The sequence below is a fragment of the Sinorhizobium sp. NFACC03 genome, from assembly GCF_900103435.1.
Classification (GTDB): domain Bacteria; phylum Pseudomonadota; class Alphaproteobacteria; order Rhizobiales; family Rhizobiaceae; genus Ensifer.
On record NZ_FMXF01000019.1, the window covers coordinates 129,917 to 146,414 of the forward strand.

Here is a 16,498-nt window from a genome sequence, read left to right on the forward strand (position 1 = left end):
TCAGGTCCTCACGCCATCAAGGCCGCGCGTTACCCGGCGTTCCAGCCAGCGCATGCCATGGGAGATGGCGAGCGCCATCAGGAAGTAGAGCACGAGGATCGTTGCAAAAGGAACGAGCGTGCTGCCGGTCTGGGCCCGCACCACCTGCGCCTGGAAGGTCATATCGGTGAGCGAGATTAGCGAGACGACGGCGGTGCCCTTCAAAAGTTCGATCGCGTTGTTGCAGAAGGTCGGAAGCATGAGCGGCAGTGCCTGGGGCAGGATGACGTAACGCATCGACTGATAGCGGGAGAGATTGAGAGCGATGCAGGCCTCGCGTTGCTCGCGGCCGATCGCCTTGACCGCACCGCGCACGACTTCGGCTCCATAGGCTCCGACATTCAACCCCAGAGCCAGGACGCCGGCTTGGAGCGGCGACAGCGTGAGGCCGGCAAACGGCAGCACGAAATAGACCCAGAAGAGCTGAACGAAGATCGAGGTGCCGCGGAAGAATTCGATATAGGTAGTGGCGAGGGCGCGAACCGCCAGGAAGCCGCTGACCCGCCCGAGGCCGGCGACGAACGCCATGACGAGAGCGAGCACGGAGCCGAGCACGGTGAGCTCAAGCGTCACGAGCGCGCCTTGCAGGATCAGCCCTATGTAACCGGACCAGTCGGTCATCGTTCTTCCATATACGAGCGAGAGATGGCTGCCTCTCCCCGGGTCGGGGAGAGGCCGATTTGGATCAGCGCTTACTTGGCGGCGCAGAGCTTTTCGCGCGTCGTCGACATCGCGGCGGCGGCAGAGAAACCGTAGGGCTCGATGATCTTGGCGAACTCGCCCGACTGCTTGAGCTTTGCGAGTTCGACGTCGAAGGCATCGCGCAAGGCTTCCTCCCCCTTCTTGAAGGCCGCGCCGTCGCAATAGACCGGAGCGCCTTCAACCGGCGCCACGACTTCGACGCCGGGATCGTTCGCCTTGGCGACAAGATCGTTGATCGAAAGTACCGGCAAAGAATAGACGTCAATACGGCCGTCCTGCAGCATCTTCAGGCCGCTCTGGCCGTCCGGCACGACAATGACGCGATCGCGCGGCACGCCGGCCTCAAGCGCAAGCTTCTCTTCCGTGCCGCCACCCGGGGCGCCGATCTTGGCGTCCGGATTGTCGGCGATATCCTTGTAGCTCTTGAGCTTCAGCGGATTGCCCTTTTTCAGTGCGAAGGCTTCGGCGTCACAGAGGATCGGCTCGGAATAGGCGACGGCACTGCAGCGCTCCGGCTTCATGAAAAGGCCGGCGGTGATGACATCGTGGCGGCCGGCCTGAAGACCCGGGATCATCGCGCCATATTCCGAAATCGACGCCACGATGTCTTCAACGCCAAGGCGCTTGAAGACTTCGCGCGCCACATCCGGTGCTGCGCCGGAAACCTTGCCGTCGGCGGCGACCGCGGTGAAGGGCGGTTCGTTGGCGATGGCGACACGGGCGAACCCCTGTTCCTTCAGCTCCTCAAGTTTGTCGTCGGCCCAAGCCGGTGCTGCGGCAACGGCTGCCGTCAGGGCGCCCGCGCTGGCGGCCATGGTCAAAAACGTCCTCATGCTCATTGTTCCGAACTCCTCTGGCTGTCCCTGGTTGTTGTTTGGAGCCTTGTTTCCGGGCGGCAGAGCCACTCAGACGCGGTGCCCTGCCGCGATGATCTTGCGCAGGAAGGTCTGTGTGCGTTCCTGCTTGGGATTGCGGAATATCTCGTCCGGCCTGCCTTCCTCGACGATCTTGCCGCGGTCGAAGAAGAGGATGCGATCGGCAAAATCGTGGGCGAAGCCCATCTCATGGGTGACGAGCAGCATGGTCATGTCGGTTTCGACAGCGAGCTTGCGCATGACGTTCAGCACTTCTTCGACCAATTCCGGGTCGAGCGCGGAGGTCACTTCGTCGAACAGCATGATCTTTGGCGAGAGCGCGAGCGCGCGGGCAATCGCCACGCGCTGCTTCTGTCCGCCGGACAATTGCGCCGGCATGTTCTTCGCCTTGTCGGCCATGCCCACCATGTCGAGAAGCTCCATCGCCCGCTTCTCGGCCGCCGCCTTTGCGACGCCTTTCGTCAGCCTCGGCGCCAGCGTGACATTGTCGAGTACGCATTTGTGCGGGAACAGGTTGAAGTGCTGGAAGACCATGCCGATCTTCTCGCGCATCTTGTGCAGATGACGGTCGTCGGCCGGCGCGAGACTACCGTTCTTCGGCATGTGGAAGAGCTGATCGCCGTCGACTTCGATATGGCCGCCGCTGATCGCCTCGAGCGTCATGAGAATACGCAGGATCGTCGTCTTGCCCGAGCCGGAGGGGCCGATAAGCGCCAGCTTTTCGCCAGGCAGCACGTCCATCGACAGACCGTCGAGTACGGTCAGCGGACCGTAGCGTTTGGTGATGTTGTCAATGCGGATGATCGGCGCTGCCATGCATGTCTCTCCCTATTGAGACAAGTGATGGCGCAACGATGCGCGGCTATCAAAATCATGTCAATCCGAATAATAATATCAGTACAATTATTGCTGCGCTGCCCAATTGGCGAGCAATTCTTTCAAATCGCGAGCAGCAGCGCTTCCGGATTTCCGCTGGCCAGCGAGGCGAGGATGCCGAGGCCCGTGCGGAGTTCCTGCTCGGTCGTCGAGCCCAGGGAGATGCGCACCGCCGGCTGCCAGCCTTGCTCCGCAGTGCGGAAGGAAGAACCAGGCGCAATCGCAACGCCGCGCAGGCGAGCCTGAGAAACAAAACCTTCTTCCGTATGTCCTTCCGGCAGCGGCAGCCAGACATGCAGGCTCTGTGGATGGGCGCAGTAAGGCAAGCCTGCGAGCGCCTCCTGCGCGATCGCGTGGCGAACGCCAAGGGCGCGTCGCTGCCAGTTGACGAGTTCCATCGCCGTGCCGTCGCTGACCCAGAGCGTCGCGATCTCCGCGATCGAAGGCGTCGCCATCCAGTTGGTGACAAGATGGCGGTTGGCGACAGCCGCGACATAGCGGTCCGGCGCGGCCAAATAGCCGATCCGCAGGCCCGGCACCGTGATCTTGGTGAAACTGGTGACGTACAGCGTGCGCTCCGGCGCATAGGCCGCAATCGGCGGCGCCCTGTCCTCCACCAGCGGTCCCAGGATGTCATTCTCGATGATCGCGATATCGTGGCGCCGCGCGACTTCGGCAAGCACCTGCCGGCGCTCTGGCCCCATCAACGCCGCAGTCGGGTTGATCACTGAAGGCTGCAGGAAGACGGCGCGGATGACGCCGGTACGGCAAGCCTCATCGAGGGCTTCCGGGACCATTCCTTCGCGGTCGATCGGCAAACCTTCAAGATGAAGGCCGAGATAGGTGGAGAGCGGCACCAGCGTGTGGTGGCTGATCGCCTCCGTCGCGATGGTGGAACCGGGCGGAGCGACGCTCATCAGCGCCACGGTCATGCCCGAGGTGGCGCCGTTCGTCAGGCTGATATTGAGCGGCGACACATCAAGGCCGCAGCGCGCCAGCCATTCGGCGGCGACGTTGCGATGGCGCGGGAAAACCATGTTCGGCCGGAAGGAAAGCGCCGAACTCGATGGCAGGTTCTCCGCCAGCCACCCAAAGGCCTCGCGCATGCGCTCCAAGTGTAACTGGTCGCAGACAGGCTTCAGGATCGAGAGATCGACCAATTCACCAAGACGCTCCGGCAGGTAGGGTGGTTCAGGCTCCTTCGGCCTTGTCTGCACGAAAGACCCGCGCCCGATCTCACCGGAAATCAGCCCGCGCCGGATCAGTTCGTCATAGGCACGGCTGACGGTTTGCACGGAGAGTTTCAGGTCGTCGGCGAGCTTGCGATGGGGCAAGAGACGCGTCCCGTTCGGCAAATGGCCTTCCTGAATGGCGCGGGCGATCTGCTCGGCGAGGGAGAGATAGGCCGGCCGGCGCAATTGGGATATGTCGGGTCGCCAATTTGTCATGATTTCAACAGTGCTCAAAATCAGTTCAATTGACAACGCCAAAATGGTTTCCCATTGTCTTTTCCTCCACTTTGACACGATCTGCGCCCGGAGGGCGGCCCTCATGAAGCTCGACGCCATCGACTTGCGCATCCTGGAAGCGATCCAGGAAAACGGGCGCATCACCAAGCTGGCGCTGGCGGAAAAAGCGGGCCTTTCGCCGACCCCCTGCTGGCTGCGCCTGCGCAAGCTTGAGAAGGCGGGCATCGTCACGGGCTATCACGCGCGTGTTGCCGTGCGACGCTTGGCACCGGTCGCCAGCGTAATGATGGAAGTGACGCTCGCCAATCATCGCCAGGCGGATTTCGAACGCTTCGAGCGGGCGGTTGCTACAACGCCCGAAATCGTCGCCTGCTGGTCGGTCGGCGGCGGCGTCGATTACATCCTGAAGTTCATGGCGCCCGATATCGATGCCTACCAGCGCCTTGTCGACAGCCTGCTCGACCGCGAACTCGGCATCGACCGCTATTTCACCTACATCGTCACCAAGACAGTGAAGGAGGAGACCGTGCTGCCGCTCGAGACGCTGCTTCCTGCCTCCGAATAGAGAGATTGTCTACGGTCAGCGTTGCCTTTGGACAATGTCTCTGGTGCCGGCGCCGGCAATAGACAATCTGTCGCCCGCTCTCTGGCAGACTTCCTCCAGACAACCCGAGGAGGCCGCCATGACCGCCGTATTTGCCCGCACGACCTTTCACGACGCCCTCGCCCGCCTTGCCGATCCGCACCTGCTCAGGGAACTCGCCTATGTCGGCGGCCGCTGGATTTCCGGCCATCACGGTGCCGGTTTCAAGGTTACGGATCCCGCCTCGTCGGCGACGCTCGCCTGGGTCGCCGCTCTTGATGCCGAACAGACCGGGGAGGCCATCTCGGCCGCGAGCGACGCGCTGCCCGCCTGGCGCAGCATGCTGCCGCAACAGCGCGCCGCGATCCTGGGCAAGTGGCATGACCTGATGCTGGAGGCCCGGGAAGATCTTGCGCTGCTGATGACGCTGGAACAGGGCAAACCGCTTGCTGAGTCGCGCGGCGAAATCGACTACGCCGCCTCTTTCATCGAATGGTATGCCGAGGAAGGAAGGCGCCTCAACGCCGAAAGCGTCACCAGCCATCTTACTGGAGCCGAGATGATCGTGCGCCGCGAGCCCCTCGGCGTCGTCGGCATCGTGACGCCATGGAATTTCCCCTCCGCCATGATCACCCGCAAGGCCGCGGCAGCCCTTGCCGCCGGCTGCACCGTCGTTGCACATCCCTCCAGCGAGACGCCGCTTTCAGCGCTTGCACTTGCCGAACTCGGCGAGCGAGCCGGCCTGCCCTCAGGTATTTTCAACGTGGTGACAGGGAACGCCGCCAAAATTGTCGGCCGCATGACTGCCGATAAGCGCATCCGCGCCATGAGCTTCACCGGGTCGACGGAGATCGGCAAGCTGATTGCCGGCCAGTGCACTCAGACCATGAAGCGGCTGGTCATGGAACTCGGCGGCCATGCGCCGCTGATCATCTTCGCCGATGCGAACGTGGAGAAGGCAGCCGATATCGCAATCGCCGCCAAGTTCGCGACCTCTGGCCAGGATTGCCTCGCTGCCAATCGCATCTATGTCGAGCGGCCGATCCTCAGGGCCTTTGAGGAGGCCTTTGCCGCTCGGATCGCGCGCTTGAAGGTCGGCGTCGGGCTCGACTGCGACAGCGAAATCGGGCCGCTGATGCACGAACGAGCGATCGCCAAGGTTGAAGACCAGGTTGCGGACGCTTTGCGGCATGGCGCCAAACTTGCAGTCGGCGGACGACGCCACCTCGCCGGGCCACTTTTCTTTGAGCCCACGCTTCTGACCGACGTGCCCGACGAGGCACTGATCATGCGCGAGGAGACATTCGGTCCGGTGGCGGCCGTCACGGCCTTCGACAACGAGGACGAAGTGATCGCCCGTGCCAACGACACCGAATATGGCCTCGTCGCCTATGTTGTCACCGAGAACGGGGCGCGCCAGATGCGTCTTGGACGCGCGCTTGAGTACGGCATGGTCGCGATCAATCGCGTGAAGATCACCGGCGGACCCATCCCTTTCGGAGGCTGGAAGCAGTCGGGCCTTGGCCGCGAAGGTTCCCGCCACGGCATCGAAGCCTTCACGGAACTCAAATATCTCTGCATCGACACGGCCGCCTGAGGGCGGGCGCAAGATTTCATACGCGAAAGGAAAGACCATGCTCGAGAAAAGCAACGAACTGAGCGCCTGGGACCGTGATCACTTCTTCCACCCGTCTACGCATATGGGCATGCATGCCCGCGGCGAGACGCCGACCCGCGTGATCGGCGGCGGCGAAGGCGTCCACATTACCGACACCAACGGCAGGACGAGCCTTGATGCCTTTGCCGGCCTGTACTGCGTCAATGTCGGCTACGGTCGGCAGAAGATCGCCGACGCGATCGCTGAGCAGGCCAAGAACCTGGCCTACTACCACGCCTATGTCGGCCACGGCACGGAAGCCTCGATCAGGCTGTCCAAGATGATCATCGATCGCGCGCCTCAGGGCATGAGCCGTGTCTACTTCGGTCTTTCAGGCTCGGATGCCAATGAGACCAACATCAAGCTGATCTGGTACTACAACAACATCCTCGGCCGGCCGGAAAAGAAGAAGATCGTCTCACGCTGGCGCGGCTATCATGGTTCCGGCGTCATGACGGGCTCGCTGACCGGCTTGCATCTCTTCCACAACGCTTTCGACCTGCCGCGCGCGCCGATCCTGCACACGGAAGCGCCCTACTTCTTCCGCCGCCCGGACCGGTCGATGGATGAAGAGCAGTTCTCGCAACATTGCACCGACAAGCTCGAAGAGATGATCCTGGCCGAAGGACCGGAGACGATCGCCGCCTTCATCGGCGAGCCGATTCTCGGTACCGGCGGCATCGTGCCGCCGCCGAAGGGCTACTGGCAGAAGATCCAGGCTGTGCTCGAAAAATACGACATCCTGCTCGTCGCCGACGAGGTCGTCACCGGCTTTGGCCGTCTCGGCACGATGTTCGGCTCCGACCATTACGGCATGAAGCCCGACCTCATCACCATTGCCAAGGGCCTGACCTCTGCCTACGCGCCGCTTTCCGGCACGATCGTCTCCGACAAGATGTGGCAGGTGCTGGTGCAGGGTTCTGACGAGCTGGGCGCGATCGGCCATGGCTGGACCTATTCCGCCCATCCGATCTGCGCGGCCGCGGGCGTTGCCAATCTCGAACTGATCGACGAGCTGGACCTTGTCGAGAACGCCGGCGTAACCGGCGCCTATTTCCGCTCGGAACTGGCGAAAGCGCTTGCCGACCACAAGCATGTCGGCGAGGTGCGTGGCGACGGATTGATGGCGGCGGTCGAGTTCGTCGAGGACAAGGACGACCGGGCCTTCTTCGACCCGGCAAAAAAGGTCGGCCCACAGATCGCCGTCGCCCTCCTGGAACGCGGCGTCATCGGCCGCGCCATGCCCCAAGGCGACATCCTCGGCTTCGCGCCGCCCCTCTGCCTGACGAAGGAAGAGGCAGACATCGTCGTGAACGCCGCCGCAGGCGCGATCACCTCCGTTCTCGGTTCGGGAAAGTGACGCCGGCCGACACGCAAGGATGACTAACGCGAGCGAGGAGGAAATGGACGCAATAGCTTCCTCCTGGCTGCCCGGCCGCGGTTTGCGGCCGGCTCAAGCTCTAGCTGGTCGAGGCCCTCCCAGCTACCTCCCCCAGGTGCTCGCTTCGCCCCCGTGTGCCGGCAGCCGCCTCCGCCGACGATGGGGTTGCGCCTATGCATCACCCCGCTTTCGGTGCCAGGCCCCCGGCCATGGCCCGCACTTCAATAGAAAACCGTCAGTGTTTGCGCTGGTTCAAACAACCCGCTGGCACTTGCCTTTAGGCTGGAGGTCGAAATGCCGGATCGTGATTGCGCAGCGCCGAAAGATGCCGCTACGCAACTCTGGACGTGGAACAAACGTAATGCGAGCAGCCCAACCCGCGATGACACCGATATTGGCCCAGACAAAAGAGGACATCAGCCGTGCGATCGCACGGATGCACGGCGCGGTCTTGAGCAGCGCCGTCGACTGCGAATGCCGTGACCGCGTGGGCGAGGCCCTGCGCGACCTTGAGAGGCTGGAGCGCGAGCGGATCGAGCGGAGCCTGTTGACCGCGGCCGGCGAGCAACGGCGTAGGATCGCGGCAATTCTCGAACTGCTGGATGATTTCGACCCGGAGGAAACAGATACGCTCGACGACGGCACCATGGCTGAGGCCGGCCTGCTCTTCGCCGATATCGCCGCAGCCGCAGAGTTGGGTTCCTATCTGCTACGACAAGCGCGCCAGGTTCGCCATTCGTCCGGCGTGGTGCAGGAGGTGAGCAATCGTGCTGCACCCAGAGAGTGACCTTTGCCCAGCGCGTTTCGAAGGCTTGCAGCGACGCGACGCCTCGCAGCGCAGCCGGTTCAGAGACGCGCTTGTGGACATTGCCATGTCCCAAACCGTTGCGCTCGGGGAAATGAGCTTGCTTCTCGAAACCCTGCAAGACGATAGAGGAACCGGAAGCACAGACTGGCGCTGATGTGGCCGTCCCTCGCGTCCTGGCCGTTGCGTCGGGTAGTGACGTCCGGTTCGCCACGGAACCCGACGAAGGCTGCTCACATGGATCCTGGAGCCCATCCGTACAGACGCTGCGTATGGTCATGACATGGCCGTTTGGCAGGGTGGGCCGCTCCGAAAGCGGCCGACCCTTCGTCGTCGGCTTAGATATCCCAGTCGGAGTCCAGCGAGTACGCCTCGATGGAGTCGATCTTCATCTCCGCGCCGTCGGCAAAGTCGTCATTAGGCGTGTCGGCCATCCCTCCAACCGCGAGATTGACGAGCATATACATCGGCTCGTGCATATCCGCGGGCGTGTCCGTGCGGGCGATCTCCGTGTCGTCGAAGTACCAGACGATCTCATCCTCCGTCCAAAGCACGCCATAGTCGTGAAACCCATCGGTATCGGCGACCTGCACTCCGTCTCGGCTCACGGTGTGCTCGCCGCTTTCATTGGAGTGGGCGGTGGTGATCACGGTATTGGTGTCCTGCCCGCGCATTTCGACGACGTCCAGTTCCGGCGGCCAGGAGCCGTCGGCGGGTAGCAGCCAGAAAGCGGGCCAGGCGCCTTGATCGTCCGGCATGTCGGCCCGCATCTCGAAGTAGCCATAGGTCTGGGCGAAGGACGAATAGGTCGTCAGCATCCCGGACGTGTAATCATAGCCACCGATCTCGGACTGGATTTCTTCCGAGGCGCGCTCGGCGGTGATCGTCAGCACGCCGTCCTCGACTGAAAACGGGTTGATGGAAGCGGTCGGCTCATAACTCGGATTGACGTACCATTGCAGCTCTCCGTTTTCGGTTAGCGTTGCCCCATCTTCCGGCGCCCACCAGTATTTCGCATCCCAGACACCGCCTGTGTCGCTGCGAAGTTGAAGCGTGTCGAAATCATCCGAGAAAGTCTGCGTGAAGGCGGACCGGTCCAGGCTCAGCTTGAACTGGCTCTCCTGCAATTGGTCGGCTGTCGTATCGGCGAAGACCACACTTTCGCCTTCGGTGAGATGAAGGCGGAGATCGTCGCCCTCTTGGGCAGAATTGGCCAGGACCTCTTCGAACGAGGTGAAGCCATAGCCATCGAGGCGGACCGTGTCGTTGGAGCTGAAATCGGCGATGAGGTCGCTGCCGTTGCCATGTTCGAACACGAAGGTATCGGCTCCACCGGCGCCGATGAGCACGTCGTTGCCTGCGCGTCCGTCGATGGTCTGGCTGCCCGAACCACCGGTGATGATATTGTCGGCACTGTTGCCGAACGCATATCGGTCGTTGCCGGTGACGGTCAGGTTCTCGAAATTCTCCGGCAAGGTGTAGCTCATCCACGTATCGATCGTGTCTACGCCTTCGCCGGGGGCCTCTTCGGCCCGGTTCGTCGATGAATAAAGGTAGTAGATGTCGTCGCCCGTGCCGCCGACCATCGTTACGTCGACGGAACTGTCGCCCCAGATGGAATCGTTGGCGGGCGTGCCGTAAAGGCTCGGTCCGGATCCGCTTGCGGAATACCATGCCGTCGAACTTCCGCTGTAATAGACCGGCTGTCCTAGGGCGTTCATGGCAGTTCTGCTCATGGAGAAGTCTCCTGCTTGATAGAGTGCCCCTTCCCGGTGAGCACCCCTAGCATCTCTGACTGTGGCCTGTCGCCCACACCTCCAACTCTTTTGCCCCTACGCATTCTTCAACTGTGATGCAGTAGCTGGCCGCCGATTGGCTCCCAAGGGGCGCCGGTGTCGGGCCAGTCACGCATCATGCGGTCGCCTGAAGCTCATCATTCGCCAAGCCTGAAACTATCTTCTGGCCCGACGGACGTTGCACGAGCAGCAACGCATCTGCGCTCCGATCAATCGGAAAGCAGCATATACGCCGGCGACGCGATACTTAGGACGGGCAGCATCACGATGGCGCGGATTCCGATCGATAGCTCGCGGGAGCCCCCCGGTCGCTGCTTTGCCTATTGATAGATATGGATTGTCGATAGGCCGAGAGTGTGTCAGCTTCCCGCTTGGGAGGCCGATCGATGATAACGCCGCTATCGCATATACGTGAGATAGAGCGTGTTGGCTTGGGCGCTGCGAGCCCGCGCGATGCACCGGTGGTCCAATCCTGGCTTCGTTGCCTCAATGATTATAAGCTGGATCCGACGATCGCGCAGGAAGCCTATATCGTTCCGGGATCGAAGCTGCGCGAGCATCGCGAACAGGCTGAAGAACTTATCCGCATCGGCCGCTCCGGCCTTGAAGGGCTGTTCAACCAGGTCGCCGAACAGAACTATGTTTTGTTGCTATCCGATGCGCGTGGCGTCACCGTCGATTTCATGGGCGACCCGACTTTCGACAACCAGCTGCGCAAGGCGGGGCTCTATCTCGGCTCGGAATGGTCGGAGAGCCGAGCAGGTACCTGTGCCGTCGGGGCCTGCATCGTCTCCGGCGAGCCGGTCATCATTCATCAGGACGATCATTTCGACGCCAGCCATATCGGACTGACCTGTACGGCGGCGCCCGTCTTCGACACGCTTGGCGACCTTACCGCCGTGCTTGACATCTCGCAGCTCCGGTCACCCTCCGCCAAGGCGAGCCAGCAACTGGCGCTGCATCTGGTGTCCGCCACTGCGCGGCGGATCGAGCTCGCCAATCTCATGACCCGTACCCGCAATGACTGGGTCCTGCGGCTTGCGCGCTCCCCGGAATTCCTTGATGTCGACCCGGACGCCGCCATCGCTCTGGATGGCAGCGGGCGTATCACTGGCATGACCCATGGCGGTTTTGGCGCACTCGCCCGCTCGATGAACATCCGCGGCCTTAGAACGCGTGATTTCCTTGGCCTTCCGGTTTCGGAGATTTTCGATATCGACGTAGACGACCTGCCGAATTTCATGCGCGGCCGGCCGAACGGCGAACGCCTGCTTCGAGCCAAGAGTGGTCTGGTCCTTTTCGCGAGCGCCATCGCGCCCGTCGTCAGCCTTCGCACGCCTGCCGGACCGGAACCGCGCCTCCCCCGGGCTTTGCGCGATCTCAGTCGCGGCGACGCCGCAATGGAACGGGTGCAAACCCGCGCGGCGAAACTTGCAACCCGCCGCATCCCTATTCTCATTCAAGGGGAAACGGGCAGCGGCAAGGAATATCTTGCGCGCGCGATACATGACAGTTGCGGCGACACCGGCAATTTCGTCGCCGTCAATTGCGCGGCAATCCCGGAGCACCTCATCGAGTCCGAACTCTTCGGCTACGCGCCCGGCGCATTCACTGGCGCCAGCCAGAAGGGCAAGCGCGGCCTGATCGAGGATGCCGACGGCGGCACCCTGTTCCTCGACGAGATCGGCGACATGCCGCTTTCGCTGCAAAGCCGGCTGTTGCGCGTGCTCTCGGAAAATGAGGTCCAGCCGGTCGGCGCCCTGAAGGCGCGCCCGATCCGCCTGCGGGTGGTTTCCGCCTCCCACCGCGATCTCGCGGAACTGGTGAAGGAAGGCCGTTTCCGAGAAGATCTTTATTACCGCCTGAACGCCGCAACGCTCTGCCTCCCAGCCTTGCGAGAGCGCCAGGATCTCGGCTGGCTGATCGACCAATTGCTCGCTCGTATCGAGAAGGAGAACAACGAGCCCTACCGCATCGACAAGGCCGCCCGGGCGGCCTTGCTGGCGCATGAATGGCCGGGAAATCTGCGAGAGCTTTCCAACGTCCTGCGGGTCGCCGCCGCCCTTTCCGAAGGGGGCCTCATCGATACCGAGTGCCTGCCGGAACGTCTCTTCGCCGCTCAGGTCGGTTCGCTGCCTGGCGAGGACGATGCATTGAGACAGGCGCTGCGAGACTGCGGCGACAACATCTCGGCACTTGCAAGGAAGCTCGGCGTCAACCGCTCGACCATCCACCGACGCCTGAAGCGTCCCAACTGACGCAACGCCTGCAACACCTGTTGCGCAGCAACTGTTGCATTCCACGAGACATTCGGCTGCGATCGTTTTTAAGCAATTGATATTGCTCAATAAATAGCAACTTGGCGATCTGGCATGCTGCTTGCTGTCCCTCCTGTGCAAGAACAACAGGAGGAAACACAAATGAAAGCTCTGCGCTTTCACGCAGCCAGGAATCTCCGCATTGACGATGTCGAGGCCCCGCCTCAGCCCGGGCCGGGCGAGGTGCTGGTGGAGAACCGTTTTTGCGGCATCTGCGGGACCGATCTGCATGAATACGCCTATGGGCCGATCTTCATCCCGAAAGAGCCGCATCCCTTCACCGGCGCCCATGGACCACAGATCCTTGGTCATGAATTCGGCGGCGTCGTGAAGGCAGTCGGCGAAGGGGTCAGCCATGTGAAGCCGGGCGACCGGGTCTCGGTCCAACCGCTTATCATGCCCCGCCGTGGCGACTATTACGCCGATCGCGGTCTATTTCACCTGAGCGCCAACCTCGCACTTGCAGGCCTCTCCTGGCATTCCGGGGGGATGGCGGAAGCAGCCCTTCTCAACGACTACAATGTCCAACCCATTCCCGATGCACTGTCCGACGAGGAGGCCGCGCTGATCGAGCCCACCGCAGTCGCTGTTTACGCCTGCGACCGCGGCGGCGTCACCGCCGGCAGCAGCGTGCTGATCACCGGCGCCGGGCCGATCGGCATTCTCGTCGCCATGGCTGCGCGGGCCGCCGGCGCTTCGAAGATCTTCCTCTCCGACCCCAACGAGACGCGACTGTCGCTGGCCAAGGAAGCGCTGGACGACGTCCGCACGATCAATCCGAAGATGGAAAAGGTCAGCGACGTCGTCCAGGCCGAGACCGAGGGCGGTGTCGGCTGCGACGTCGCCATCGAATGCGTCGGCAACGAACATGCGCTCAAGGCCTGCGCAAGCGCCGTGCGCAAGCAGGGTGTCGTCGTACAGACCGGCCTTCACCCCGGAGAAAACCCGCTGAACTGGTTCGATGTGACCTTCAAGGACATCGATATCCGCGGTTCCTGGGCCTACCCGACCCACTACTGGCCGCGTGTCGCGCGCCTGATCGCCAGCGGCCAGATTCCGGCCCGCCGCATCGTCACCAAATATGTCTCGCTCGGCGAGGCGGTTTCGGCAGGGTTCGACAAGCTACTCGATCCCGCCGGCACCCAATTGAAAATTCTGATCGACCTGAAGCGTTAGGCCGGTCCGCGTTGCGGGACGGTTGAGGAGCCGTCCCGTTTTCCATCAAAGAGCAGGAGGAGAAACGATGCTCGAGAAGACCCCCACCACCCGCGTTCAGACACTGCTTGATGCCTTTGGCGACTCGCTCGAAACCGGCCGCATCGACGATGCAGCCAAGCTCTTCGCCGAGGAATGCTACTGGCGCGACCTCGTCGCCTTCACCTGGAACATCAAGACTGTCGAGGGTCGGGATCAGGTGCGCGACATGCTTGATGCGCAGCTCGCCTTTGCAAAGCCCTCCAATTGGCGCGTCGCCGCCGGCGAGGAAGCGACCGAGACCGATGGCGTGCTCGAAAGCTGGATCTCGTTCGAGACGGCGACCGGGCGCGGCTATGGCCTCGTGCGCATCAAGAACGGCCTTATCTGGACGCTGCTGACGGCGCTGGCCGAACTCAAGGGCCACGAGGAGAAGTCCGGCTTTACCCGCCCGCTCGGCGCCAAGCACGGCCAGAATGTCGGCGCAAAGACCTGGAAAGAGGAGCGCGAGCATGAGGAGCGCACGCTCGGCTATGAAAACCAGCCCTATGTCGTGATCATCGGCGGCGGACAGGGCGGCATTGCGCTCGGCGCTCGGCTTCGTCAGCTGGGCGTGCCCACCATCATCCTCGAAAGGAACGAGCGGCCAGGCGACAGCTGGCGCAAGCGCTACAAGTCGCTCTGCCTGCATGACCCCGTCTGGTACGATCACCTGCCCTACATCGACTTCCCGAAGAACTGGCCGGTCTTTGCGCCAAAGGACAAGATCGGCGATTGGCTGGAATTCTATACGAAGGTGATGGAGCTGAACTACTGGACCCGCTCCACCGCTAAATCGGCCAAATGGGACGAAGCCACGAAGCAATGGACGATCGTGGTCGACCGCGACGGCGAGGAAGTGGTGCTGCGGCCGAAACAGCTCGTCTTTGCGACCGGCATGTCCGGCAAGGCGAACATCCCGGATTTCAAGGGCCGCGAGCGCTTCAAGGGCGAGCAGCATCATTCCTCGCAGCATCCGGGGCCGGATGGCTACAAGGGCAAGAAGGTTGTCGTGATCGGCTCGAACAATTCGGCCCATGACATCTGCGCCGCGCTCTACGAAGCGGGAGTCGACGTCACGATGATCCAACGCTCGACAACCCATATCGTCAAGTCCGACACGCTAATGGATCTAGGCCTCGGCGGGCTCTATTCCGAACAGGCGCTGGCAAATGGCGTGACGACGGGCAAGGCGGACCTCATCTTCGCCTCGCTGCCCTATCGGATCATGCACGAGTTCCAGATCCCGCTTTACGACAAGATGCGCGAGCGCGACGCCGACTTCTACGCGGCGCTGGAGAAAGCCGGCTTCCAGCTGGATTGGGGGGCGGATGGGTCGGGTCTTTTCATGAAGTACCTGCGCCGCGGATCCGGCTACTACATCGACATCGGCGCTTCACAGCTGATCATCGATGGCAAGGTGAAGCTTGCCGCGGGACAGGTGGAAGAGATCACCGAGACCTCCGTAAAACTGTCTGACGGCAAAGAAATCCCGGCCGACGTCATCGTCTATGCGACGGGCTACGGCTCGATGAACGGCTGGGTCGCGGACCTCATCGACCAGGAGACCGCCGACCGGATCGGCAAGGTCTGGGGGCTCGGCTCCGATACGCCGAAAGACCCCGGCCCCTGGGAGGGCGAGCAGCGCAACATGTGGAAGCCGACGCAACAGGAGGCGCTTTGGTTCCACGGCGGCAACCTGCATCAGTCGCGCCATTATTCGCAATATCTCTCGCTGCAACTGAAGGCACGATTGGAAGGTATCCAGACACCGGTCTACGGCCTGCAAAGCGTTCATCACAAACGCTGACAAAAGTGAGCCGACGAGAGGGCGGCTTGCCCGCCCTCTCCCCGCGTTCGCGAGACGACCAGGCCAGCTTCGGACGGGCCATCTGGATCGGCGTCCGAAACGGCGGACGATATGAACGCCGGATTGTTGAAACCAGAACGCCTATCTATGGTCGTTCCAGGGACCACGCATCACGTCGTGCGGGCACCTCACTGGCCTTACCAGTCCATCACCACCTTGCCGGAATTGCCGGAGCGCATGGCCTCGAAGCCGTCGCGGAATTCGTCGATCCTGATGCGGTGGGTGATGACCGGGGATAGATCGAGACCGCCCTGCACGAAGGCAATCATCTTGTACCAGGTCTCGAACATCTCGCGACCGTAGATGCCCTTGAGGTTGAGCATCTTGAAGATCACCTTGTTCCAGTCGATCTCGAAGCCGGCCGGCGCAATGCCGAGGATGGCGATCTTGCCGCCATTGTTCATCTTGTCGATCATGTCGCGGAAGGCCGGTGCCGCCCCCGACATCTCCAGCCCGACATCAAAGCCCTCGGTCATGCCGATCGCCTTCATCACGTCGGCAAGGTTCTCCTTCGAGGCGTCGACGACGTAATCGATGCCGACGCTTTTGGCGAGCGCCAGCCGCGTCGGGTTGATGTCGGTGATCACCACCTTGCGCGCACCCGAGCGCTTGGCAACCAGTGCCCCCATGATGCCGATCGGCCCGGCGCCGGTGACGAGCACATCCTCGCCGACGAGATCGAAGGAAAGGGCGGTGTGCACGGCATTGCCGAACGGATCGAAGATTGCCGCGATCTCGTCCGGCACGTCCTCAGGGATCGGCACGACGTTGTATTCCGGCAGGCAGACGAACTCGCCGAAGGAGCCCGGCCGGTTGACGCCGACGCCGAGCGTGTTGCGGCACAGATGCCCACGGCCGGCGCGGCAGTTGCGGCACTTGCCGCAGACGATATGG

Annotated in this window: 13 protein-coding genes; 7 read left to right on the forward strand and 6 right to left on the reverse strand. The window is 62.4% G+C overall.

What is annotated here, in order from left to right:
* The 4 genes from ehuC to ehuR form a co-directional block, all read right to left on the reverse strand.
* A complete protein-coding gene (gene ehuC, locus BLU35_RS22530) occupies positions 1-660 on the reverse strand; it encodes an ectoine/hydroxyectoine ABC transporter permease subunit EhuC (protein ID WP_093234569.1) in 660 nt (219 codons plus the stop codon).
* Positions 661-731: 71 nt separating this feature from the next.
* A complete protein-coding gene (ehuB, locus tag BLU35_RS22535) occupies positions 732-1,574 on the reverse strand; it encodes an ectoine/hydroxyectoine ABC transporter substrate-binding protein EhuB (protein ID WP_502688171.1) in 843 nt (280 codons plus the stop codon).
* Between the two features lie 72 nt (positions 1,575-1,646).
* Positions 1,647-2,432, reverse strand: a complete 786-nt coding sequence (ehuA, locus tag BLU35_RS22540) for an ectoine/hydroxyectoine ABC transporter ATP-binding protein EhuA (RefSeq protein ID WP_093234571.1) — start codon at positions 2,430-2,432, stop codon at positions 1,647-1,649.
* 122 nt (positions 2,433-2,554) lie between these two features.
* Positions 2,555-3,940, reverse strand: a complete 1,386-nt coding sequence (gene ehuR, locus BLU35_RS22545; protein WP_093234586.1) for a MocR-like ectoine utilization transcription factor EhuR — start codon at positions 3,938-3,940, stop codon at positions 2,555-2,557.
* Positions 3,941-4,043: 103 nt separating this feature from the next.
* On the opposite strand from ehuR, the gene BLU35_RS22550 reads away from it, so the two are divergent.
* The 4 genes from BLU35_RS22550 (at position 4,044) to BLU35_RS22565 (ending at position 8,369) form a co-directional block, all read left to right on the forward strand.
* Positions 4,044-4,526: an Lrp/AsnC family transcriptional regulator gene (locus tag BLU35_RS22550; protein ID WP_093234572.1), complete on the forward strand. Its 483-nt coding sequence runs from the start codon at positions 4,044-4,046 to the stop codon at positions 4,524-4,526.
* Positions 4,527-4,644: 118 nt separating this feature from the next.
* Complete coding sequence (locus BLU35_RS22555; protein ID WP_093234573.1) at positions 4,645-6,141, forward strand: NAD-dependent succinate-semialdehyde dehydrogenase; 1,497 nt, start codon at positions 4,645-4,647, stop codon at positions 6,139-6,141.
* A 37-nt stretch (positions 6,142-6,178) separates the two neighbouring features.
* Positions 6,179-7,561, forward strand: a complete 1,383-nt coding sequence (locus tag BLU35_RS22560) for an aspartate aminotransferase family protein (RefSeq protein ID WP_093234574.1) — start codon at positions 6,179-6,181, stop codon at positions 7,559-7,561.
* Positions 7,562-7,943: 382 nt separating this feature from the next.
* Complete coding sequence (locus BLU35_RS22565; RefSeq protein ID WP_093234575.1) at positions 7,944-8,369, forward strand: hypothetical protein; 426 nt, start codon at positions 7,944-7,946, stop codon at positions 8,367-8,369.
* Positions 8,370-8,725: 356 nt separating this feature from the next.
* On the opposite strand, the gene eglC is transcribed toward BLU35_RS22565, so the two are convergent.
* Entirely contained in the window at positions 8,726-10,123 is a 1,398-nt protein-coding gene (gene eglC / locus BLU35_RS22570; protein WP_093234576.1) for an endo-1,3-1,4-beta-glycanase EglC, read from the reverse strand.
* A gap of 446 nt (positions 10,124-10,569) precedes the next feature.
* Here eglC and BLU35_RS22575 point away from each other — a divergent pair, with 446 nt between their 5' ends.
* From BLU35_RS22575 to BLU35_RS22585, 3 genes are all read left to right on the forward strand, one after another.
* Positions 10,570-12,441, forward strand: a complete 1,872-nt coding sequence (locus BLU35_RS22575) for a sigma-54-dependent Fis family transcriptional regulator (protein ID WP_093234577.1) — start codon at positions 10,570-10,572, stop codon at positions 12,439-12,441.
* A gap of 162 nt (positions 12,442-12,603) precedes the next feature.
* On the forward strand, positions 12,604-13,677 hold the full coding sequence (locus tag BLU35_RS22580) for a 2,3-butanediol dehydrogenase (RefSeq protein WP_093234578.1): 1,074 nt from the start codon (positions 12,604-12,606) through the stop codon (positions 13,675-13,677).
* 67 nt (positions 13,678-13,744) lie between these two features.
* The gene (locus BLU35_RS22585) at positions 13,745-15,544 is read left to right on the forward strand and encodes an NAD(P)/FAD-dependent oxidoreductase (RefSeq protein WP_093234579.1); all 1,800 of its coding nucleotides are present in this window, start codon (positions 13,745-13,747) and stop codon (positions 15,542-15,544) included.
* 197 nt (positions 15,545-15,741) lie between these two features.
* On the opposite strand, the gene tdh is transcribed toward BLU35_RS22585, so the two are convergent.
* Positions 15,742-16,498: L-threonine 3-dehydrogenase (gene tdh / locus BLU35_RS22590; protein ID WP_093234580.1), on the reverse strand; the 757-nt coding region annotated here is incomplete at its 5' end.